Source organism: Novipirellula aureliae (genome assembly GCF_007860185.1).
Lineage (GTDB): Bacteria > Planctomycetota > Planctomycetia > Pirellulales > Pirellulaceae > Novipirellula_A > Novipirellula_A aureliae.
This window is the reverse complement of sequence record NZ_SJPY01000002.1, coordinates 166,933-190,767: the sequence shown is the minus strand read 5'-3', so window position 1 is coordinate 190,767 and position 23,835 is coordinate 166,933. Positions and strand designations below refer to the sequence as shown.

The 23,835-nt window shown below is 53.8% G+C and carries 6 protein-coding genes; 4 read left to right on the top strand and 2 right to left on the bottom strand.

Annotation, left to right across the window (positions count from 1 at the left end):
- The first annotated feature begins 260 nt into the window (after nt 1-260).
- The 3 genes from Q31b_RS06610 to Q31b_RS06600 all read left to right on the top strand — a co-directional run bounded on the left by Q31b_RS06610 (nt 261) and on the right by Q31b_RS06600 (nt 3,068).
- Nucleotides 261-761 (top strand): hypothetical protein, encoded by a 501-nt coding sequence (locus Q31b_RS06610; protein WP_146598909.1) that lies wholly within the window; start codon nt 261-263, stop codon nt 759-761.
- 282 nt (nt 762-1,043) lie between these two features.
- Nucleotides 1,044-2,171 carry a DUF1559 domain-containing protein gene (locus tag Q31b_RS06605; protein WP_146598908.1) on the top strand — a complete coding sequence of 376 codons (1,128 nt, stop codon included), beginning with the start codon at nt 1,044-1,046 and terminating at the stop codon, nt 2,169-2,171.
- A 129-nt stretch (nt 2,172-2,300) separates the two neighbouring features.
- A complete protein-coding gene (locus tag Q31b_RS06600; RefSeq protein WP_146599388.1) occupies nt 2,301-3,068 on the top strand; it encodes a choice-of-anchor M domain-containing protein in 768 nt (255 codons plus the stop codon).
- An 87-nt stretch (nt 3,069-3,155) separates the two neighbouring features.
- Here the strand turns inward: Q31b_RS06600 and budA are convergent, their stop codons facing one another.
- Nucleotides 3,156-4,070 (bottom strand): acetolactate decarboxylase, encoded by a 915-nt coding sequence (gene budA / locus Q31b_RS06595; protein ID WP_146598907.1) that lies wholly within the window; start codon nt 4,068-4,070, stop codon nt 3,156-3,158.
- Nucleotides 4,071-4,124: 54 nt separating this feature from the next.
- Between budA and Q31b_RS27970 the strand changes: the two genes are divergently transcribed.
- Entirely contained in the window at nt 4,125-4,271 is a 147-nt protein-coding gene (locus Q31b_RS27970; protein ID WP_197171066.1) for a hypothetical protein, read from the top strand.
- A 783-nt stretch (nt 4,272-5,054) separates the two neighbouring features.
- On the opposite strand, the gene Q31b_RS06585 is transcribed toward Q31b_RS27970, so the two are convergent.
- Nucleotides 5,055-23,798 carry a DVUA0089 family protein gene (locus Q31b_RS06585; RefSeq protein ID WP_197171064.1) on the bottom strand — a complete coding sequence of 6,248 codons (18,744 nt, stop codon included), beginning with the start codon at nt 23,796-23,798 and terminating at the stop codon, nt 5,055-5,057.
- Between the last annotated feature and the right edge of the window lie 37 nt (nt 23,799-23,835).

Genomic DNA, 23,835 nt, shown 5'->3' with positions numbered 1-23,835 from the left:
AGAAGGCGGGGAGAAGGCGGGGAGAAGGCGGGGAGATTGCGAAAGTGATCGAAGGTTCGACCTCGGCTTACCATTCGCAGTAGGCGTTGAAATCCTGATAGCGGCTTGGCCGCAATGTCGCTCAACTCTTGAGGGGACAAGAGCTTCTTTCACAAAAAAATGGTTCGGTCTTGACGAACCGGTTCGTGTGAGTCATCGTAAGGCTTAGCAATTGTCTTTGGTCGGACCGTTTTGCACATTACTTCTTTCTAACGTCAATCATGACTTCACCCGTCCGACCTTTATTGGCCAGCCTGCTTTGCTGTGTGATTGCGCTTGGGCATTCACCTGCTTGGCTGCATGTCGCGACTTGTGGTTGTACGCACGTTGACGCAGCGGTTTCACTCGCCACTTCCCCTGGTTCGACCCGTCACGATCATTGCTCGCATTGCTGCGGCCATGTGGAAAATGGCCATGTGGAAAGTGGCCCTACGGAAAATGCCCCTACGGAAAATGGCGGGGTGGCTTCGCACGATGGTGACCAACCGGTAGCAATCGTATCGGTCTCATCATCACCTGCTCACGAACATGGGCATGGACACGATTCGGAAGCGTGTGCGATATGTCACTCGCTTGCCAGTTCGTGTGGTGTGCCTTGGCAGCTTGATGTGATGTCCGTCTCACAAGCGGTCTGTCATTTTGTTTTAGCAAGGCATCAGGAGCCGTTTCTACCTCGACTGAGTGCATCGGCTCATCCTCGTGGTCCTCCGGCCATTCGCTAGGTTCGTTCGCATTTGCATCGCTGCCGTAGCCTCTTGGTTCCTGCATCGGTGCTGCCGTACGGCCATCTCTTTTTACGCCCCTTTTGAGATCGATTCACTTCGGAAAATGTCAGCGATGCGGATCGCCGTATCGTTCGCAGGCGCAAGTCGATAGATCCTGCTGCGCGTGATGCACTCGATTCTTAGGTCCGACCAAAACCGATCGATTGTGTTCGCGCAGTGGGACTTTCTAGGCTTCGCATCCGCAGACGGAAGAATTCCCTTTTGACTACAGGAAACGCTATGAAAGCGGACTTGTTTAGACAGCCTCGACGCACCGCCTTCACCTTGGTGGAGTTGCTTGTCGTGATCGCAATTATTGGCGTGCTGGTGGCGATTCTGCTTCCTGCGGTTCAATCGGCACGCGAAGCGGCACGACGCTTGCAATGCCAGAACCATCTGAAGCAAATCACGCTTGCACTTCATAATTACCATGGGATGCACCAGAGTATGCCTGTCAGCATGACTGGGGCCGACCAATACGACGGTGGTGCGGGAAGTGGTTTTCACAGTTGGTTGTCGCGGATTTTGCCTCAGATCGAACAGGCGGCTCTTTATGAGCAAATTCATTTCGATCGCCCCTTGTCGGACAAAATCGACTATCAATTTGATTCGGAGTATGGCGAGTACACGCTTTCACCATCGCTAGCGGATGCAACCGTTTTGGCTGCGATCGTGCCTACCTTCTTGTGCCCTAGTGATCCGAACGCGGAGATCCAGGACACGCTTGGTATCCAAACGGCTCCTGGCAGCTATGCCGGGAACATCGGTTGGCCTAAGTCGTCAACCGGTCCGAGAAATCTGATCCCACTGAAAAAGCAAAACGGGGTGATTGGTTTATACAACCCAAGTTCTTCGGACACTTGGCAACAACCTCAGATTCGTTTTGCCGATATTCGCGATGGTCTTTCGAACACGATCGCAGTGGGGGAGCGGGTGATCGCCCAGGTTTTCGAGACTTCCGATGCGTTCGGTGGTGAGTACGTCTCGCCGTCAACTCCATTGTCGATGCAATCGTTTTGCGGTGGCGGAGCGACGGGACGACCGCTTGATCGTTGGGTGCGGTATTGTGGCAGCGTATCGGCATCGGAGGTTCGCTACAGTCGTAGTCACGGTCACGCTTGGATGAGTGGTTGGACCTTTATGGCCAATCACATCATGCCCGTGATACCGATCAATGGACGCAATTGTCATGTCTATGGCGGCGAAGATGACGGCATGAACTTGGTCACACCGAGCAGCCATCACCTGGGCGGTATTCACGTTTCGATGGCCGATGGAAGTGTTCGCTTTCTAACGGATTCGATCGATCGTGAGTTGTATTGGGCGCTCGCGAGTAGTCGTGGCAGCGAGACCGTCGAGCTGCCTTGATTGTTCTTGAAACGCAAAACCGCGTGCCTATCGGGCCACGCGTATGCGACCACAAACCACGTGAGGCGTTGCCCACGCGGTTAAACGATAAACCCCTTTTTACCTTTCAAACCTTTTGGAGATTTTACAATGAAAAAGATGACTCAAAGCCTAATCGCCTCGGTGGCTTTCCTGTTCTTACCCGCCGTTGCACGAGCAGCGGTCGTCGAGTATGTCAGCGGTCACGCCGATATTGGACTCGCCTACGAAGAGGGCGAACTCGAACTGCATTATCACTTTGGATCGGGTGCGATATTGGACGGAATGCCGTTGGCCGATGAGGTCGAATACGCGCCGGATGAAGCCTACATTAATGTTGGTATGAATGCCCACAGTACCACGACTGCCGACGTTTCTTTTCTCGGAACGACGACTGGTGATCCCGTTTGGATATTGCCGCAAAGCGGCACCGTCGCCAATGCTGCAGGGTTGCCTTTCCTAGGCCTCGCTTCAGAGGAACTCGACAGCGCCGACTTTTCTACCCTTTCCTTGAGCTTAAGCTCCTTCAACGGCCCTGGTGAATTTGCACTGTGGCAGAGTGGGAACTTGGGGCAGCCATCGATCTACTGGCAGACGTATGGTGGAATTGATTCTTCCGATGTATTGGCGATGGGAGTTGGAGGTCACGATCACTATAACTTTGGATTTACTGCGCAAGGCGTTTACGATCTCGAGCTCACGGCTGTGGGAAATCTAACCGCAGACGCTGGCGGCGGAAGCGTGACCGACACTGGCACGTTCCGGTTTGTGGTCGGATCGGTTTCCGCCGTTCCCGAACCGAGCAGCCTAGCTGCCATGACGGGAGCGACCGCGTTATGCTTGTTTAGAAGGCGATCGCGAAAGACGATTGTTAAATAATGATGCGGCGCCGTTAATAGAGCGTTAATAGAGCCTCGTCACATGATGCATCCAAACGTTTCTCTTTAACCGCCCAGCGATGACACTTTACTTCTGCTGGTATTGGAATTGTTTGTCGAATTCGACCGCTTCAAACTTCTCGGATTCCGGCAGAACGAAGGTATACTGCTTCATTTTATCGATCGCGACATGAAGGTCTTTGGCTTTAAATTCCATCGCATGTCCGCCAAATTGCTTGTCGTCGGAAATGAAGTGAAAATGAAAGCCCTCGACATTGATGTCTCCGATGAAACCAGGGCAATAGAAACCGATCAGCGTGCCCTTGAAATTCTGACGTTCAAAAACAGGGCGGTTGGGAATTAGGATATCAAGTCCATCTTTAAAAGGAGGTTCTTGTCTTGAGAGCCCACCACACTTCATTGACTCGAAGGTGCCCGTGATTTTGAAGGCATAAAAATAGTTGAGAGATGGTAAGCGGTCGCGAATGATTTGCCGCAACATCTCGTAGTTATTGATTTCTGGAATCTCGAAGCTCGCATCCTCATCAAAGAATGCCGCATTTGCATAGACGATTTTGTCTTCGTCCTTTGGAACGCTGACCACTCCCGTTTCTTCGATGCGGTAGGGAATACCGTCTAGCATGACCAATTCGCCTTCGAGCAGCGTGTAGGAACCGAGTCCGACATCGCCGCGTTTTTTCATCTCGGCGACCGACAAATCGCCTTCAAACACCTTGTTGACGAAGGCGCCCCAAATGGAATATTGAAAATACGTCTCGCTTCGGTCTTGACGTAGCGAAGCGGATAGCTCGTTACGATTTGCTGTGGCAAGCGCATCTTGACAGTACCCGAACGAGGCGGGCAACAGGACACTGCACAAAAGCCCAGGTAAGCAAACCAAACGGGCTAGCACCTCGGTTGCAGGTTTCATGTTCATCACTCCTAGTTGGTCATTCGCGGGGATACCGACTCGATCGTGATCGAGCGGTTTCACGGTAAGCATCGATAACTACCTAGATGATCGCTACTATTTCAAGCCGATGCAAGAGTCCGACCGGTGTCTGACAAGTACAATTTCCCCGAATCGACCAGCTTGGCTGAAATCGCAACAACGGCAGACGATAAACACCCCGGAGGGATTTCGGCCATTAGCCGACGGTCGAGCGGAGCGAGCACCGTCGGACTACGGACGGCGAAAGGTTGATTTGCTTCCTCAGACCCCCGGATGCGCTCCCGCGATCCGGGGCTAATCGCTAGCCCGGATGATTCATGGGCTTGGAAATTGTTTTGCTAAGTCTACGCCTTCAAGCGTTTACGTTCATTGCTCGAAAAACAGTCTGCGTATTAGCCGTTTTGGCGATAGCGGGCTGCTGATTTAATCGTTTAACGCTTAGCCGAAGGCGTCAGCTTTTCCATAAGCGGTCGCCTATGGCTTGGCGTTAAACAATAAGTCGAGTCAAACCGATTAAATCAGCAGGCCGTTAGCCACGGTTCACACGACAAATCACGCAGCCGTGGCTATCGGCCTGCTGATTTAATCGTTTAACGCTTAGCCGAAGGCGTCAGCTTTTCCATAAGCGATCGCCTATGGTTTGGCGTTAAACAATAAGTCGAGTCAAACCGATTAAATCAGCAGGCCGCTATCGCCAAAACGGCTAATGAATCATCCGGGCTAGACATGGTTATTTCTACTTGACTAACGTTGACGGGCTGTGGGAATTTTGGGTTAACGGTGTTAGCCTTGTTCCCCGCCCCGACAACCATTCGGCCCGAAACAGGCTCAAGTCTCAAGTCTCAAGTCTCAAGTCTCAAGTCTCAAGTCTCAAGTCTCAAGTCTCAAGTCTCAAGTCTCAAGTCTCAAGTCTCAAGTCTCAAGGCTCGACCAAGGCGAGGCGGGCAACATCCTACTGCCAGAGGCGACCTTTGCACTTTGGACGCACGGGCCATGCAAAGATCAATCCTCCAGCCATTGCGACAAATCGGCGGATCAGCCTTCGTTCAACTCCTCGAAGTCGCTCAAGGCCAAGTCGATGGCGGACAAGGTTGGATCGGATGACTCGCTTTCCGTTCGCTCGGAAGCGACCAAGTCGATGATGTCGTCGTCTGACCAATCGATTGTTTCGGCAAACATCGCCGATGCATCGTCGTTTGCATCGGATACCAGTTTATCCGCTCGCGGTGCTAAAGCAAAATCTGAATGAGGATCAGCGATCACGGCCACCGTTTCCGTTGTCGTGTAGCCAATCACGTCACTTTGCACGACCGCAGAAGCTTGATTTTCAATCGACTCGCCTTGGATTTGTTCACCGAGCGGTGTGGTTCCACGAGCGTTTAGCTCATTGATGACAAACAACGCATCACTCGCCGTGATGACTCGGTCACCGTTGGTGTCGTAGAAGTTGGGGCCACGATCATTCGGCTCAACCGGGATACTGGCTGACGTACCCGGTTCCGTTAGCAGATTGATAATTAACAAAGCATCGATAGCCGAAACATTGCCATCGTTATCGACATCCGCGAATCGGTTCGGATTCTGGAGTTCGCTCGATACGACTCGAACCTGGACCGTTGCTGGGTCACTTACACGGCCATTGTTATCCGAGATGGTATAGGTAAACGAATCGGTTCCCACAAATCCGGTCGACGGAATGTAACGCACGAAACCATCGGCGAGTGCAACCGCTTGGCCACGACTTGGCCCGTCGACGATTTGAATACTGTTCAAGTTCAAATCGTTTTCAGAATCCGAATCGTTTATCGCGGCATCGATGTCGATTGCTGTATCGCGGAAGGTGCCTGCCGAATCATCTCGAGCGACCGGCTTGGCGTTGGCGTCGATAATCACCAAGGCGGGTTCGCTTCGCAGTCCGAGGTTATCCGCTACGGTATAGGAGAACGAATCTTGACCGCTAAAGCTTGGGAATGGCGTGTACGTAATGACTCCATCGGCACTGACGTTGATACTACCGAAGGCAGGTTGCAGCTCAATTCGCAATGTCGAAGGAATGATATCGCCATCGATATCGGTATCATTATTGAGCGGTGCGATAACCGTATCACCACTCGAATTGAGTGTCGGATTGTCCTCGACAAGTCGAGGTGCGTCGTTGACGCCCGAGATCAGGATACTGACGGGGACCTGGGCACTTTCGACTCCTGACTCATCGCGGATCGAATAGAAGAATCGATCGGTCAGAGTCTCACCCGGCGCCAAAACTTGGAGCTGATCGGCCATGGTCGGATTGTACGAAATCGTTTGATTTACTTCGTCAAATAGCACTTCGGCTCCACGAGTCGAGAAGGACTGTGGATCCATGACCAGGGTAATCTTCTCGTTCGGATTCGTAGCACTATCGGGATCAAAATCGTTCGCAAGTAGCTGGCTAACTGGGATCGTAATGGTCGAGTCTTCATCGGATGGATCGAGCACATCCTCAACCGGGGTCGGTGCGTCGTTGACTTGCCGTATCGTGATCTGTAGCGGAGACTGACCTGAAGAGGCACCTATCGAATCGGTGGCGACGACGGTCAAGTTGACCGAGCCGGCCGCATCGGGAGCAGGCGTGAATTGCAGTTGTCCTTGCTCATTAATGGTGGGGGCTGAGGCAAACAACGTTTCCGATCCAGCTGGGAGGAGGACCGAGAAGGAGACCGTCTGGTCTTGCTCGTCCACAGGGCCGGGTGAAATCTGTGTTGCCCACGGAGCATTGTAAGGTCCGCTGTCTTCGTCGACCAATACATCGCCACCGGCGATGAACGTTGGGGGATCGTTGACGGCACGAACGGTAATCGTGAACGTTTTCGTTTCACCTACCGACTCGTCACCGTTCGACGCATCGTTCGGTCCGTCATCGATCAACGTTGCTGTGAATGTTGCGGTTCCGTTCGCATCGGGTGCCAACACATATGACAGCGTTGCCGACGAACCGCTAACGGGTGCGGTTGGGGCGGTCGTGAACAGATTCGTATCGCCACTCGTCTGCACGATTTCGAAACGAGGATTTTGCGCCGTGACCGAACCGAGGCCATCGATTTCGTCAACGGCGGTGCTGGGGCCCGCTTGAACGTTGGTTGCCCAATCAGGAATACGTACAACACCACGGCCCAAACCAGAATCGGCATCTTCGTCGGAGATCACGTCTGTGCCACCACTGAAGATCGGAGCGTCGTTGACGGGAAGCACTCTAAAGGAGACGGTGTTCGCGTTGACGCGAGGGTCATCGATGACCGAGCCACCGGTGCCAACATTCACGGTCACACCGTCATCAACGACGGTATAGATGAACGAGTCATCGCCGACGAAGTCAATTTTGGGTTGGTACCTGAGTGCAGTGATATTGCCGCTGGTGTCTCGGATTGCGGTGATGGTACCGCCCGATGCCGACGTTGCCGGAATCGGTGTCGCCAATTCTAGGGTTTGATTGCCGCCTGGGGTGACGTCATCTCCCTCATTTCCAGGTCCAACCAAGAAGACATCGAGTAGTCCTGGGTTGGTGCTATCACCGTTAACAGGAATCACAACGGAGCCGTCTTCGAGCATCATGAATTCGAGTGGATCCACCGACGGGTCAATTTGCGGTGGATCGTTCTTTGGCTGCACATCGATCGTCAAAGTCGTTGGCAGGGAAGACGTCAAATCGCCTCGAGTCGCATTGTCGGGTCCTTCGTCGGTTAAGATGATTTCGAAATCAAACGAACCGAACGCATTTGCGGCTGGTTTGAAACGCAATGTTCCATCAGAGGAAATCGTCGGGAACTCGCTAAAGTACGTTGCTGCGTCCTCCGGTGCGAAGTCGAGCGATGTCACACGAAAGGTTGACAATTGATTGTATTCATCGGTCGCCGTTGCCGGTGGTCCCGCATTGATTCCAATCGCAAAGTTGCTGAGTGTCACCCGATTGCTGTCTTCGGCAATCTCGATGTTGTTTGTCGAAGTTCCGAATTCGGGTCGGTCGTTTACCGCATTGAGCAAGAACCGAACCTCGTTCGTGCTCGTCAATAGGTCAGGAACGAGTCCATCATTGTCGATCGACCATGTTTCTCCACCCGTCGTACTATCGTCACGAACGATGTATTCAAAGGAATCGGCCGCACCGATGTCGCGGTTGTAGTTCACCGGTGGAACATAATTCACGCCCACCAAGACACCGTTGTCCAAGACGCTTGTCAAGGTTCCGCCGAGACGTGTGGTTTGTGGAATGCTAAAGATTTCCAAGACCTGCGAACCACCAAGCGTCGCTGCTGTCTCGTTACTTGGTCCTGGTAGGAACACGTCCATCAAACCAATTCGGTTGTAACCCGAGCTAGTTGTTGACGCATTGATCGGAATATAGAAGGGAACGGAAGTATCGCCGAGTGCTTGCGTGTTGTCTTCGCGAAGCGTGTAGGTGATGTTCCCATCGGCTCCAACCGAGTAGGCGTCGTCGACGATCGTATTCGGGGCCACCGGGTCGACCTGGTCACCAGTGCCAAGCAGCGAATCGTTAAAACGAGGAGCATCATTGACCGGTCGGACGTTGATCGTAAAAGTCCGCTCAGTGAAACGGGGATCGTTAAAGTTCGGATTGCCCGGTTCGCTATCCGTTGCGCGAAGCACATAGGTCGCGGTCCCAAATTGATCGGGTGCGGGTGAGACTTCCAAGCTGCCGTCGGCAAGAACCTTTGGCACTTCGAGCATCAATCCTGCAGGAACGGTTGATTGGTCTTCAAGGATAACAAACGTCAACTGTTGAAACTCCGTCTCATCCTCAGCCGTAACGGGACCCGGTGATTGCGAGAGGATGAAATTGGGAACGGTTGTGGGTAGCGAATCGTCACGTTCAAGAATATCTAGCGATGGCATCGTTTCGAATACCGGTGCATCATTGGTCTCGGTAACCGTTATCGTGACGATCCCCGAATCGACCGAACGTTCATCGGGCAGGTCAATCGATGGCGAGCCATCGGGGAAGACGGTTTGTCCGTCGTCTGCAATGGTGTAGGCAAAGAAATCGTTTGCGGCGAATGGAGCTCGCTCATTGTAATCCGCGGCCGGTTGATAGGTTCCACGGATGAATAAACCATCTTCAAAGAAGAATTCAAGGGTTCCCCCTTCTGCCGTCGTCAGGGTTCCGCTACCTGTGCCGCCAACAATATCGTTCACATCAAGTGTCCCAGATGCCGCTGTGAAGGCAACGAGTCGCAGTGATTGGTTCGATTCGTCATACGGAGCGATTGCTGTTGAATTGCTGCCGGTATTGGGGGTTTGCCCATCTTTCGCCGCGAGAATGTCAGCGGGGAAGAATGTCAAACGCGATGGGCCGGCTGGTTCAGCCGCTTCCTTAAACGTCAGCGTCCGATCGTGTGCAACCGGAGCGTCGTTGACCGGTTCGACATAGATCGTCGACGTGACCAATGTTGTCAGTGGATTGCTGGTCCGCGTACCATCGACGGCCTCATCTACCCCTTGGTCAACAATCGTGTAGGTAAACGAAACGTTTCCGTACACATCGGCAGCGGGAGTAAACAAGATGTCGCCGGTTGCGGTCAACGAGATTGTGCCAAGCGTCGGATCGACCAGAGCGATGGGTTCGATCAGCGTATTCACGCCATCGTTCCCATTCACCGCGTTGTTTTCGTCCGCGGCGGAAGCGGGACCACGCAAATCGTTCGCTAACAAATCGCTAGCAAAAATCGTGATCGGTTGATCTTCAATAGCATTGACTACGTCGCTGACGCCCACGGGAGCATCATTTTGCGGTGTGACTTGGATGGTCGCGGTTGCGAACGCCGTCAAAGGCGTCTTGGGTGCGGGGTCAACGGACCCATCATCCAAGATCAAAACGCCGTCGTCTTCGACCGTGAAGAGGAAACTGTCTAAACGGAGCGAGTCGTCGGCAAGTCTTAAGTTGTCGCTGTTGAAGTCCAATTTGGGACGGTATTGGACTTCGGTCAATGTGCCACTTCCGTCGAAGGTAGCCGTTAAGGTCCCGCCTTCCACCGTGATCGCGGTCGTCGCCGCGTTGCCAGCATGGATTGTGGTACCGGTTGTGGTATCGCCCGTCGTGCTGCCGCCCGTGATCGAGATGACCCGAAGCACTTGATCGGATTCGTCTTGCGGAGCTGTCGTGATCACTGGCGTCGCGTGGCCGGTCGCACCGGTAAGTAGTGCGGAGGCCGGGATCCGCAGCACATCCGCAGCATCTTCGATCATCGTAAACGATTGATCGACGGCACCAGGGGCATCGTTCACGGGCGTTACGTTAATGGTAACGGTTGCGAACTGCGTGGCGGTGCCTAGCGTGTTGTCTTGCGTGCTCAAACGGTAGGTGAATGTATCTTCGCCATAGAAATCCTCGTTCGGCTCGTAGCTAAACTCGCCGGTGGTGGCATCGATAACCGTCAACGATCCGTGCAGCGGTGAATCGCCAACGATGTAACGAACGGGGAATTCTTGTGTGCCGAGAATATCATTGTCGAACAGGGTCCCTTGAACGCTTCCGGTGACGGCTGAAAGTATGTCGTCTTCGGCGACCGTGAATGTGTCGTCGTTAGGAACGGGCAAGGCAATTGGCAAGATGCTAACTTGGTAATCTTCGACTTCACCGCCAACGGCAATTCCGGTCGGAGTCAAGTTGCCTTCCTCGCTAATTCTCAGACGCATCCACGTGTTACCTGCTGTCGCGGTTGCCGGAACAGAGATGTTCAGCATATTGATGCCGTTGGTAACAGGCGTGCTATCGAAGACCTTTTCGCCTAGTTCAAACGTTCCGCTACCGTCGAAATCGATCCATCCATCGAGCCGTCCGGTGCCACCAACGCTAATCGCAACATTGGTGCCTGCGGGGTCGAGCGGATTGAGGTAACCGAGCACTTGGTCGGCAGTCACAACGCCAGGCCCTTCGCCGGGTTGGGTGAAGACAAACAAATCGCCTGAGGTTCCGGCAAACGTTCCAACGGACAAGCCATCTTCGTCATCGATCGCGAGCAGCGTGAGCTTGGTCGCATCGAGTGGATCGACGGCGACGACGATCGAATCGCCTGATGCGGAGACACGAGTGTGAATCGTCGTGGCAATCTGAGCTGTGATTTGTTCAAGCGTATCACTCGGCAAGAACGGCACCGCGATATTATTTGAACTGCGAACTTGATCGTCGGTCAGTAGTTCGAGCGTCGTCGCTTGACCATCGACCGTCACTACCAACGTCTCGCCGCCGACCGGCATCGACGAAAGCGAGACTTCCACCGAATGCGTCCCAGCGATCGCGTTGACGACCAAGGCCGCACCGGTTGCGGTAACGGTTAGGTTTGCAGGTGTGTCGTCGGACCCGGGTGATGGATTGCCGTTTAAATCGACATCGACGTAATTTCCCAGTTTCGGCAGACGGGAGGTGCTGATCGTGTGACGGGCTCCAGAATGGTCTAGAAGGGTTCCGTAGCTAGCCGGTGCATCGCCATAATCGAGTTTGACCTCAGGCATGACGATGGTAAAGCGAGTTTCACCCGTCGCTCGGTTAGGCTGGAGCAATTGGTCAGCCAAGTCCGAAATTCCGCGAACGGTCGAACCATCGCCCAAAATCTCATCTTGGTTCTTTAACAAGATCTCGTAGACGGCATCGGGACGCCAAACGCCACCCGCAGGTGTTAACCGTAGCGTACGATTGCCGGCGCTAAACCCGATCGTGTAATCCGTTCCAGGAAGTAATTCGACACCGTTTTCGACCAAGCTGATTTGATCTGCCGTGATCGTTGAATTGTCCGGGCCGACACCATTGGTGTCGCTGATCAGGATTTCAAAGAAGTGATAAATTCCACTGCTAAGTTGCAGCGATGTGGTCGTTGGATCGACGTCGATTCCGAGCGTGTCATTGTCGCTCGGCGATATCAGTGTTGCCTTTGGTCCCGTTGAATCGGATCGATCCAAAGCACCGATGTCGATGGCTGTGTTGGTGCCCTGGCCCGAGGAACCGGAACTGCTCTTTCGCAGTTGTCCCGACAGGTCACGGTCGGTTACGATGATTGGGCTTTGCGAAATCCCCACTGCATTCTTCACCGAGACCAGCGATCCACGGTCACCTTGGCTTGCGATGCTATTGTCAACAATCACACTGCCCGCAGCTGGGTAGAAGTTTGGTCGTCCAGCGCCGAGATCGAAGTTCGTATCGTCGGGGTTGACGAACAATGAACCGCCAGGGTTCACGATCGCTTCGGTTCCCGTTCCAATCCCGTTGTCCGTGGAACCATTGCCAGATAATGTGGTCTTGCGGATGACGGTTAAACCTTCGTCCACACCGACGAGGCCGACGCTATTGTCGATCAGCACATTGTTTAAGATCGTAGGTGATGCACCATTGGCAACTCGAATAGCGGATCCCGAATTGTAGATGGTGTTGTTGACGATGCGGCTATACGCACTTGCTGCACCATCGGTCGTTCCATCGCCTTCAAGGTTGATGCCGTTACCGTTACTGATGAGCAGATTGTTTTGAACGACAGCACCGGGGACGAGTTGTTGGTTGTTTAGAACCGGGAGGTTCTGCACGGCACCCGGTTTCGGACGGTTGCCCTCATCGGGAACCTTGGGGTCAGGCTCCGAGGTGCCGGCGATAATGTCGATTGCTGTGCCTTGTGAGAAGCTAATCGTATTGGAGTCGACAATGAATTGACCTTGATCGCGGTGCAGGTTTTGATCACCGTTGTCATATCCGAGCACGACGTCTTGACCGGTCGGAGTACCGAAGAGGTGGGTGTTGCCACTTTGTGGCGAAGTAAAGTCGGTGCTGCCCAACGTGTTAGCCGCTAGATAGCCGTGAATCACGATTGTCGTGTCCGTCGCGTCAATCAATTGACCACCAAGGCTGGTTGCCTCGGCACCAAGTACTGAATGGACGGATGTGTTATTGATCGCCGAACGAATGGTTTGAGCGACTTGACCGGCTGTGTCGCTCGGGCGATAGGAAATCTCGAAGTTCGAATTGTCGTCAAGAGAGCTCGTTGCCGTATCGGTGGTGTCATTGAACTCGAATCGAATCGTTTCACTACCGTTGGAAAGTTCAAACGTATCGCCGTCAACCAATTGATCGCCACTACTGACGACCACGATGTTGAAGGCATCGGCAAGCCGATCGTTAATTCCGATGCGATTATCTTTTCCACTATTGTTAGCACCCAAGTATTCTTGGCCACTACGGATCTCTAGTTGGTACGATCCCGAGACAATCTCGTCTTGGACCGGAGCAACCAAGCCGGTAAGCGGATTGTAGTACAAGGCTTCATGGTAGGGGTTGTCCGCTAAGTCTTTACCGCCAGTCGTACCGGAGAACATTTCACCTCGTTCGGCAAGACCGATCACGATATCGTCGATGTAGACTCCGTTGTCCCCTCCGAGGCCGCGCGAACGTTCGCCAGCACGAATCAGGCCATCGAGCGAGTTGTCCGAATAGACTCCGAACTGCGACCCTGGCATGTTCGAGATGCCCGTGTTTTCACCATTGATTAACGTCAGCGGCGTTTGCGACAAATCGGATTCTACCGGCCTTCCATCGAGTGAAATATTAAGTTGGTAGACGCCGCCGAAAGGAACGGGATTTCCCGCGAGGCCGCCAAGGAAGTCGTAGGAGCTAAACTGGCCAACCGCAATCGTGTAGACGCCTGGGGTAGCGAACGTGTACTCGATGTAGGAATCACGAATCGAGGTCGTGCCGTTATCACCGGGCGAGACATTGTAATCATCGTCGTTCGCAGCCAATAGGTTCCCAGACGAATCATACAAGAACAACTCGGTGTCAAAACTGCTGGCGTCAATATCGAAGCCAGCCGTTGCACCGGCTTGATCGACCGTGAACGAGTAGTAGTCGAACGTATTGTCTCCGAGGGCCGAAATCGATAGATGGGGACGTGCGGTGCTATTGTCAATATTGGTGTCAAAACCGAGTGACCATTCCTCACCGTCAAGATTCTGTGCCGTTGCCAACGAGTCATTTCCGGCAACCGCGTTGATCGTACCGGTTCCCGATTGGGCGATCGCCAAATCATAGAGACGTACTGCGTTCGTGAGTCCGACCACCGGGAAGGCCGCCAAGGTTGGGGCCCCATCGAGGTAATGGATTTCGCTAGCGAGTGCGACTTGAATTGCGTCGCGGACTTGGATATCGGTCATCGAAATATCGACGTCAATCGGGATCGCGTCGTCCTCAACGCCCGGTTGGCTGAGGATCAATTGATCTGCGCCATCCAACGTGTAGTCACCGACTTGGGTCTCACCCACAAATCCGACCCATCCCAACCGATTGTCGCTCAGTGCGGCCGACGTCGTGACATCACCGTCGAAGAAGTCAAGGTAATTACCGACATTTTGAGCGACATCCGCAGGGGTATCGGTTGGTTGGACGCCAACTTGACCCGGTCCTGTTGCGATTCCAGGTACGAATGTCAAAATCGTCGTGCCATCGGGGCGACGAAGCGGTAATTGGCTGGTGACCTGAGCGCCCGACGGCATTTGCAAAACCAAACCGTGATCGAACTCGAACGATTTTGTGAGGACTGGCAACACATCCCCCTGGTTCGTTGCCAAGCGATCTGGCATCGCTCCGGACACTTGGATGGTTTGACCGTCGACGATCAAATCACCGCGTATCGCCTGGATTTCGCTTTGGTCTGGGCGCGCTTCCCCGGCCGTCGTGAATTCAAAGCGAATCCTCACGTTTTCTTGACCTGCCCAAGGTCCTAGGTCGATTCGGGCTTGCCGGAACTCGTCATCATCGAACAACTCCTGTACGAATCTCTGCTCGAAGACATTGGTGTAACCTTGGCTACCTTCCGGATCGTATTCGTGAACCGCACCGCGTTCATCATCCCAAATGCGTCCATCAATCGAATCATCCATGTTATTTGTAGCGACCAATTGCCATTGGCCATCGTCGCCGGCCACCATCACCCGCAGCGAATCACGCATCACATCGTCTAGGCCGGCACGATTGGAGCCGCCTTGCACGTTGGAGTCCGCATTGACATTTTCGCTATCGAGTAGATAAGTGAAATACAACATCGGCAAATCGGCGGCGGACATGCCGGATAGGTCGAGGGTATTGCTTTGAACGCTGCCGTGGGCACCGCCCAGGAAGTTGTACCCGCTAAAGTCCTGTAGATCGGCTGCATCCGGACTGCCGTCGAAGACACCATCGCTCAAATGGCTGTAATCATCATTGAGTTGGTCGAAACCAAACCGGAGCGATCCGCCGCCGTTGACGGCAGCACGATCTTGGAGCGCATTGAAACCGTGGCCTGATTCGGTATTCAGGGTATCGCTTAAATGCCATAATGTTTGATCGAGTGGGCTAAAGAACAGCGATGTATAAGTTCCTCCCGACGAGTTCTGGTCGACGGCAACGTATTCTCCACCAAATGCGAAGATCGGTTCTGCTGTGCGATTGACCATATCAAACGCATAGAACCTTGCCGGGGCGTCTAGAGCCACGGGCACACCTGGCGTCGTTACCCGGCCGATGCCATAGTAAAGCTGCGAGATACCAATCGTATCATTCACATCTTGGAAATTCGCCGGGCCTGTGGTCACTCGATCGAAGACCAGCTGGTTTCCATCGGCATCGGTAATGAAATCGATACCCGCGGTCGCCGCGGTAACCGTTGGGTCAACGACAAGCACTGCTTCGCCGCGAATGTCACCAGCCGCGTAATTGTTATTTCCGCCTTCGCTGAAAGTCACTTGCCAAACCGCGCCCGTCTCGGTGAATGCCCACAAGAAGGTGCCACCGTCAATATCGGCAACCAATTCCACGACATCACCCGTATTAAAACCGGTAGCGGGTGATTCGGTTGGAATTTGAATTTGGGCCACGACGTTGGTTCCGGCCCATGGAGTTTCCTCGGGATAGCTACCGCCCGAATTGTTTTGGATTCTTGGATCAAGCGGGTTGGCGGATTCGAAACCGCCGGGCATGTCGAGGTTCCGGCGGCTGATCGCCGCGCCGGTATCTGGGTCGAGACGGTAGATCAGGTTGTTCGCGTTTTGCGGACCTGCACTTGGTCCGATGATATCGGCATTGTTCGCGTTAGCCGCGACCGTACTGCCCTCAAAATCGCCGCGATTGGCTAGGCCGTACAAGTAGCGTGTTTGCGAGTTCGTGTCGTTGTAGAACGCTAGGGCGCTGAACTCCATGCCTTCGTTATCAAGCCGATTGGTATCGGCTGGGTTAGCACCACCGGTCCGGAAGTACTCATACGTTCCAATCCCAGTTGACCCCAGAGCGGCGAATTGGCCATCGGCGGTGATGCTGTAGGTGGTCGACGTGTTTGCGTCGTTCAAAGCGCCTGAGTTCTGGGTGCGAATGGCGATCGCATCCCCGCGAAGAGACTGAGCGGCTGCACCGATGGGAGCACTCGTTGCCTCTTCGATAATCGCATCGTGCCGTCCGGTGAACGGATTGTAAATTGACAAAGCGGATGCGTTCCCAGACGTAGGCGAGTTGCCAAGAACGAGCAGCGGAACGTCGCCGAATTGCCACGGCAAGATGTTGCTGCCGTCATCCTCGAATCCGACTTGGGTCGCAACCGGACCTGTCGAGAACGACGGAACGGTCGAGCCGCTAGCGCCGTCAAAACGGTCATCAATAATGCGAATCGTTGGATCGAGCGGTTCAAGCCGAGCACCCGGGTTGGCAGAATCAATATCGGTAAATTGGGTCATGTCACTTGGCATTTGCCCGTTCGTTCCCACCACGACTTGGTAGTCACCGCCGACACTCAATTCCAATGGTCCGATATAAGCATCACGATTGCCAAGTGAGCCACGCGAAAGATCGGTTTCCGATGTCGTTTGCCCAGGGACAAACGGAGTTGTCTGGTCGTCTAAGATATTGCTGTCGGTACCGATCGCAATCAATTGATCGCCATCGTAGAGGTAGAGATTGGTGTTTGGGCGAGTCAAGCCGTCAGCCCAATCGACATCGAACACGAACGACATCGAATCATTCACTGCATCCGCCGACCCTTGAATTTGTTGGATCGAGTCGCGTATGACGCTGAAGTCGTAGTTGTCAGGGCTTCCATCGGCAGTCCCGGCGATCGAAATAGCCCCACGGTCGAGATTCCCTAAACTGCCCAGGTCAAGCGTCCCGCCAGCGTTGAACAATTCGCCCGCCAACGGTGAATGAGCGGGTAACCCGACCGCGACAATGGCTTGGTTCGCATAGCGAAGGTCGGCATAGCGGACGACCGAGCCGGCAAAATCAGCGACTTCCTTCAGCCGAATGCTTAGTTCGTAACCGCCGGTGGTCGAACCGCCCATCGAACGGCTGTTGTCAATTGCAGCAAGGGTCGTGTAGTCGGCGGCCGAGTTGCTGCTACGCACGCGGACGTAGTACGTGTTACGCGTTCCCGAAACACCTGGCAAAACCACACGCATTCCTGCATCACCGTCATTGGTGCTGTATAGATCCAAATACTCGTAAGTCGCGTTGACAAGTGGGTCGTGGTCCAATTGCATTGGCAATGCATGGCCATCTCGCATCAATGCGCTATTGACGAACGTCAGCTGACCTAGGTTGGATTCGGTTCGCGAATCTTGACTCAATGCCAAGACTCGACCATTTCCGTCAAGTAGCTCTAAAACCGTATCGAGCCCCGCTTCGGTTCGGTCGATATCCAACCAAACCATCGTACCGCTGGTACCTTCGAAGCTGAACAAGTCTTGGTCCTCGTTTGCGGCGATGGAGCCGTGAACGTTAAAGCCAAGCCGGATATTCTCGTCGCCTGATTTTTCATCTTCGGCAAGCTGGCCAAGATCTTGTTGATTGCCGATCACCGAATTGCTATCGCCGGTTCCCGCAATCATACCTTCGCGTTCGGTCTCTACCGCAACGTTACGGTCGTAGCTGTAAGAGTCGAACTTCAAGCCTTGCCAATCACCAGGGCTTGGAGCTGTGGTCGCCGAAACCGTATCGTTTTGCGGTTCACCGGCTGGGGTAAACCCTGCACCGACCGTATTGTCATGAATACTCGTCATGACGACCGGGAAGCCGGGTTGTCCGACAACCATCAATCGTCCACCGATTCGATCGTCAATATCCAAAGCCCGACCGGTCGCCAAAATCTCGGCTCCGTCTGCTTTCACGACCAAGGATTCGGTCGAACTACTTTCGAGTCGCATTCCGCCGTAAGTATGGAAATCGGGGATCTCGATATCTTCGCGAAGCACATGAACGATATCGGTGTCGTCAAAAACCACTTCCGTTGTCAAAACTTCACCACGAATATCCAATCCGTTCGTGTCGTTGCCGGACATGCGGTTGCCACGTATGACCGGACCTTGGTTCGCAGGTGGGATGGCAAAGCTGTCCGAGGCACCGGTTTGCCGCCCAAGGTCGTGGTTGAATTCGGCGTTCAACGAGTTGACGTTGATATTGATGGCTGATCCGGCATTGTTGGCAAACGTGTTGCCAACAATGGTAGGTTGCGCGTTGGTAACAAAAATCGTCGCGCTATCGTTGGGGGCGTACCCAACGCGGCCATCGTTTTGTGTACCACCAACACCACCGTCGTTACTTTCGAACACCGAGTTGGCGATGCGAGCATCCGCTTGATGGATTTGGATCGCATTGAACGATCCGGTACCGCCACCGATGCCGGTGATTCCGCCTGCGAACGTGAGAAGCGAATGGTCGATACTGAGTCGGCTCGTTGGCGATGCATAGATGCCAGCCCAATCGCCTGACGCACCACTGCTATCGCCGTCTCCTGCGGTATCAAATGATCCACTTGCACCGTAGCGATCATCGTCGCGTGAAGTGAAGATCACCTCGTTTCCGTCGGTTCCTTCGGCGATCATCGTCGCACCAAAACCGAGTTCGATCCGAGCGCCTTGGTTCTTGATGATCATTCCAGGATCAATAATCAAGGAAGCATTGAGGCGTGCCCGCGATATGTTATCAGCCGTTACATCCAACCTGGCTGCGGATGTGGACGGGGTGGCAACATTGTCGACGTAACTGGGCGACGATTTGTCTAGGGTCGCAACGAGTTGAAACGGTCCACCGCCAACACTACGGTACAAGCGACGTCCAACATAATCGCCGGTAGCAGCCGGGATATTGCTGAGGTTGATCGTCCGTGCCGTTGGGATCAAGTCGATCGTTTGGGGCGACGAAGCGAGGGATTCAGCACCAAAACGATCGACAAAGGTGTAGCTGTATTGATAGGTGCCCGCCGCAATCGTGCCTGGGCCACCCGCTTGGATACCGATGATCGGGCTTGGGCGAGTGGTTTGATCGACGGGGCCGCCGGGATTTCCGGAGACAATCAAGTTTTCGGTCAGAATGTGGACGATATCGGTATCGTCAAACCGTGCGGCAACGTCTAGTTGTTCAAGTTCGCCTCCGACGGGGGTGTCGATACGAATGACCAAGCCGTTGTTAAAGTTATCGGCAATGAAGTTGCCATGGACACTCGGGCCGACTCGATCATAGTCGGCGACGAATCCGTTTCCGCTGACCGATTGATCTTGGAAGCGAGGCGAGGCAAACGTGGTGAATTCAAATGTATTGGCGTCGGCAGAAATCGCAGACGTGTTATTTTGCAGATCGTTGTACGATATTTCTGCCCGAGCTTCCGACAACTGGATCGGTGAAACGACGCGTCCGATCGTGGAAACTTCACCGCCACCGAAAGTAAACTGGGCGTGGTTGATATAGTTGCCAAAGATACCACTTCGTTCCAAGTCGTCGCGGCCTTGCAGACGATCGATATCATTGCGGATTTCAATCCCACCCCAATCGCTCGTCGCTGGCGTCACCGACGTGAGCGGGTTGCTGTTGGCACCGAGCGTGCGATCGTTGTAGCTGGTGAAGTAGACCGGTAAATCGGGAGTGCCTTGGACTTGAATCGAGCTCCCGCTTCGGTCGAAACCATCGTCGTCACTGCCGACGGAGATGCGACTGTCCAAGAATTTCATGATCACGCCTGCGTCGATCACCAATTGGATGCCGCCGGGCAAATCGAGATTGCGCCCATCTTCAAGGGTTTGATTCAATGCGTCGATATAGCCGATTTCGTAGGCAAGATTATCGCCCACGGTGGTGACGTCATTGTCGGCACCTGCATTGGGTAGCAAACGGATGACGACATCGCGGCGCCCATTTTGTACGAGCGCATCGGCCGCAGCGATCGCAGCAGGGATGTTGTCGTAAGGATTGGAAACCGATCCAATCGTGCCCGTACCGGGAGTCGAAAAAGCAGCGGATTTGCGAACGTAAATCGTGTTGGCTGTAGCCGGTTTGAACCAGAAATTGTAGTTGCCACCCGCTTCGCCGTCGCGATCGCCATCGAGCTCGCTGCCGCCTGCATCGACGATCGTTGATCCCGTGTTCGACACGAAGTCAACCCGTAGCTCATACTGACCTTCGCTGACACCTCCCGAGAACGTCTTGCCTTCGTTGACGTCGTAATCGTTATTCCCTTCGGAGGATACGCCGAAGAAGTACGTGCCGGGTTGGACGTCAAACTCGATAAACGAGTCGCTGCTAAAATAATCATCGTTTGCCGACAGCAGTGTCAGTTGCCCGCTGGATTCTTGGCGATACAGCTGTAAACGTGTATCGAGCAAACTGGCGTCACTGAGCCGCTCTGCCAGTGTTTGCCCCTTCAACGTTCCCGGTTCCGTCACATCGACGCGGTACAAGTCGACGTCGAGCGATTCGGCTTGGTACAGATACAATCCGTGGAGGATGTCATTCGTACCTGGGAAAGCCCACTCGGTCACAAATGGGCCGGTACGCTCGGGGTCAGGATATTCATCCTGGAGACTCATTGTCGTACCAGGTGGCAAGTCGTCGGCATAGCCGAGTTTCATTGCAAAACCAAACGTCTTCAACGCAGAAACAAAGAATTCGCCTCCGAATGCGTTGTCGGTCGCATCGGTGAAGTCGAGAGCATCCATCGTCACACGGTCTAGCCCGCCAATGCCACTGATCCCACCGGGAGCACTTTGTGCGGTTGATGAAACGGTTGCCAAATCGCCGACGATCAGTTCCAAACCGTTATCGGCTTCATAGAAATCGATTCCCAATTGAGTCTCGAAAATCTCTAATATCTCAAGGAAGCGTTGCTCTTGGTCAGGATTGATCTGGTTATAAAGTGGAGTTCCTTGGCTATTGCTCGCATAGGGAACGTTACGCAAAAATGTATAAGGAATCTGCGTAATCTCGTTGTCGTAGTCCTTATCCCATGTGTACAAGTAGTGATTCTCGATTTCGACGTCCCGGTGTCCCGGTTCCGTGGTACCCCCAGGATTGTCGACCGCAAACGGTAGATCGCTGGCGGTATTGTTGCGGATTTCTTGTCCGGTCACGATCGTCGACCAGCTTCCCGTGGCTGCTGAGGGGATCGTGTTGGCTGTTCCTGCGGAAAGTCCGGGATCGGATAGGAAGTTGTTGGGGACGACGTGATTGGTCACACTGATGGATTCGAACGCGTTCGTGTCACCAACGCGGAGACGCAGCGAATCGCCAGCGGTTACCAGACTATTTAAATTCGAAGCGAAAGTGAGCGTCACTTTACGGTTCTCGAAATCCATTGCCACACTCGTTGGCAAATGCACAACGTCATCTTCGGTGGTGACGCTATTTTGGGTGTCGACAAGCTGGTAGAAGCCGGGCTGAGTGATGTTGGTTCCGCCTCGGAAGAGGTCCAAGTCGTCGAAGTAGACATCGATTTGGTCCGAGCGAGGAACACCGCCCACGATCGGCTGAGGCACCACGGCGGTAACCTTTCCGCCGAGTTCGAGTTCGAAATTGATGACTTCGCGGAATCCACCAAGGTTATCAGGATCGGCTTCGGGATTGGTTGGAGCAAACGGGAATCCATTGATGCTCATCAATTGATCGGTAACCGATAATTGATAAAAACCGTCTTTGAGATTTTCCGAAAAGCGAAGCGTCACGGTGTAGCCATCTGCTTCAAGCAGGCTCTCAACCCCGGTCACTAAAACCGAATCGGTTCTGAAATTACCGGTTTCGCTGTAGTAGACCGAGATCGCATCAAGCGTTCCCGCGTCCAATGGATTCAATCCCGTAAAGGTCACGTCCAACTGTCTCGGTGCCACTTTTCGGATGTTTGCGTTGGGTTGATCCGACGGGTCGAGATCAAACAATTCGCCACCATTGGGCGCGACCGCGATCAATGTTGGATCGGATACATCGCTTCGAGAAACGGCCAAGGAGTACATTTGAGTCGGCGTGTTCGTGCCGCTGGTGTCTCCGAGCGTCGAGTTGCCAAAGACGCCGATCGAGTAGGTTCCGTCGGCTGGCAGTCGAAGCGACGAGACAAACTCGGGCTGCCCAAGATTGCCGGCGTCGACCGCTTGAAGGAGAGCTCCATCGGGACCATGAAGTTCGATACGAAGATCGCTGAACCGATTCGAATCGGTTTGTAGGATCGTGCCGTCTTCTGGGCCAATGTTGTAGACTTGCCCAGCAGGTGCCGCGACAATCGATACCAAGTCATCGGTTGTGCCTTCGAACGAATACCAATCGGTATCGCTGTTGGCATCAATCGAAACGTCAATGACCGTCAAAGGATTCTCGCCGACGGTGCCGATTGGAACCGCCTTATCGATCGTGTCATTGTCGCCAAAGCGGTCACCATAAAGCGACTGGACCGCGAGGATGTCGTCAGGTTGAGGGCCGAAAAAACTGGTCGACAAAGATGGTTCCATCAACTTAGAACCGTCGACCGGAATGGTGTGCGCCAACCCAAGGCCGTGACCAGCTTCGTGCATAATCACGTTGTTTAAGCCACGGTTTTCTCCATTGGGGCCATCCGAATAGTCTTGGTAAAAGCTATCGTTGGTATCGATCGTTTGGTCACCATCGAAGCCGCTACTCCCACTGCCATTGGGATAATAGTTGAACGCCAAGACATTGTAATCGCCGTCAATGTTAGCACCGAAAATACGCACGTCGCCTCGGACCCCCAGTTCGCCGGTCGCGTCATTGCCCTGGGCGGCACCGTCGTCGTTGGGTTCATAAACGAACTCGACTCCACTGACACCATTCCAGCCGGAATAGGCCTCTTCGAAGATCGGGAACCAAGGACGGTCCGCAATCGTGGCGCCGTCACCTCCATAGATCCCGTCCATAAATGCGATGAGATTGCTTGGTTGGCCGTCGTTGGTCATCGTCCCATCGGGAACAATACTCCAGGTCAAACGGACGGCATCACCTGTTTCAGGACTCGTGTCGAGTGCGGTGTCCGTCCAACGCGATCCTGCGATATTGACGGGATCATACGGTGAACCCGAATGACCTCCGTACCGATTGTCGCTTTCCCACTGGTCCATGTAATCGGGGTCAGTACCCTCGGCAAAAATCGGATGCGCTAGCGGCGATTCGTCCAAAAACGAAGACGCCACGGCGATTTGCGTGCCATACTCGTCTTGAACTTGCAAGAAGTCTGTTGAGAACTCGGTTTGGGCAAAACCGTTTTGTACAGGACCGACGAACGAGGACTGCAACGCAGGATCGTTGTCTGCGATCATTTGCTGCATCGTGTTCTGCTGCGATAGCTCATCAAGATGCAGTTGCGAGCTCAATGCCGCTGGCGTATTGGTGCCCGGCAGCCCTAATTCCGCGGCCAAAAGTTCACGTTTTTCCAACGCTTCGTGGTGTAAACGTCGCGAAACCAGTTTGGTAGCTAGTTTCGATGCTTTGGTCGCTTTGCGAGAGTATCGTCGCTTAGTCATAGTCGCCCGAACCTCAAAGGGATCGTGTGGGGGTGGA

Bases quoted from the DNA above. Each gene is read 5' to 3' on its own strand.
- Q31b_RS06610 (WP_146598909.1), top strand. From the start codon at position 261: ATGACTTCACCCGTCCGACCTTTATTGGCCAGCCTGCTTTGCTGTGTG.
- Q31b_RS06605 (WP_146598908.1), top strand. From the start codon at position 1,044: ATGAAAGCGGACTTGTTTAGACAGCCTCGACGCACCGCCTTCACCTTG.
- Q31b_RS06600 (WP_146599388.1), top strand. From the start codon at position 2,301: ATGAAAAAGATGACTCAAAGCCTAATCGCCTCGGTGGCTTTCCTGTTC.
- budA (WP_146598907.1), bottom strand. From the start codon at position 4,070: ATGCTTACCGTGAAACCGCTCGATCACGATCGAGTCGGTATCCCCGCG.
- Q31b_RS06585 (WP_197171064.1), bottom strand. From the start codon at position 23,798: ATGACTAAGCGACGATACTCTCGCAAAGCGACCAAAGCATCGAAACTA.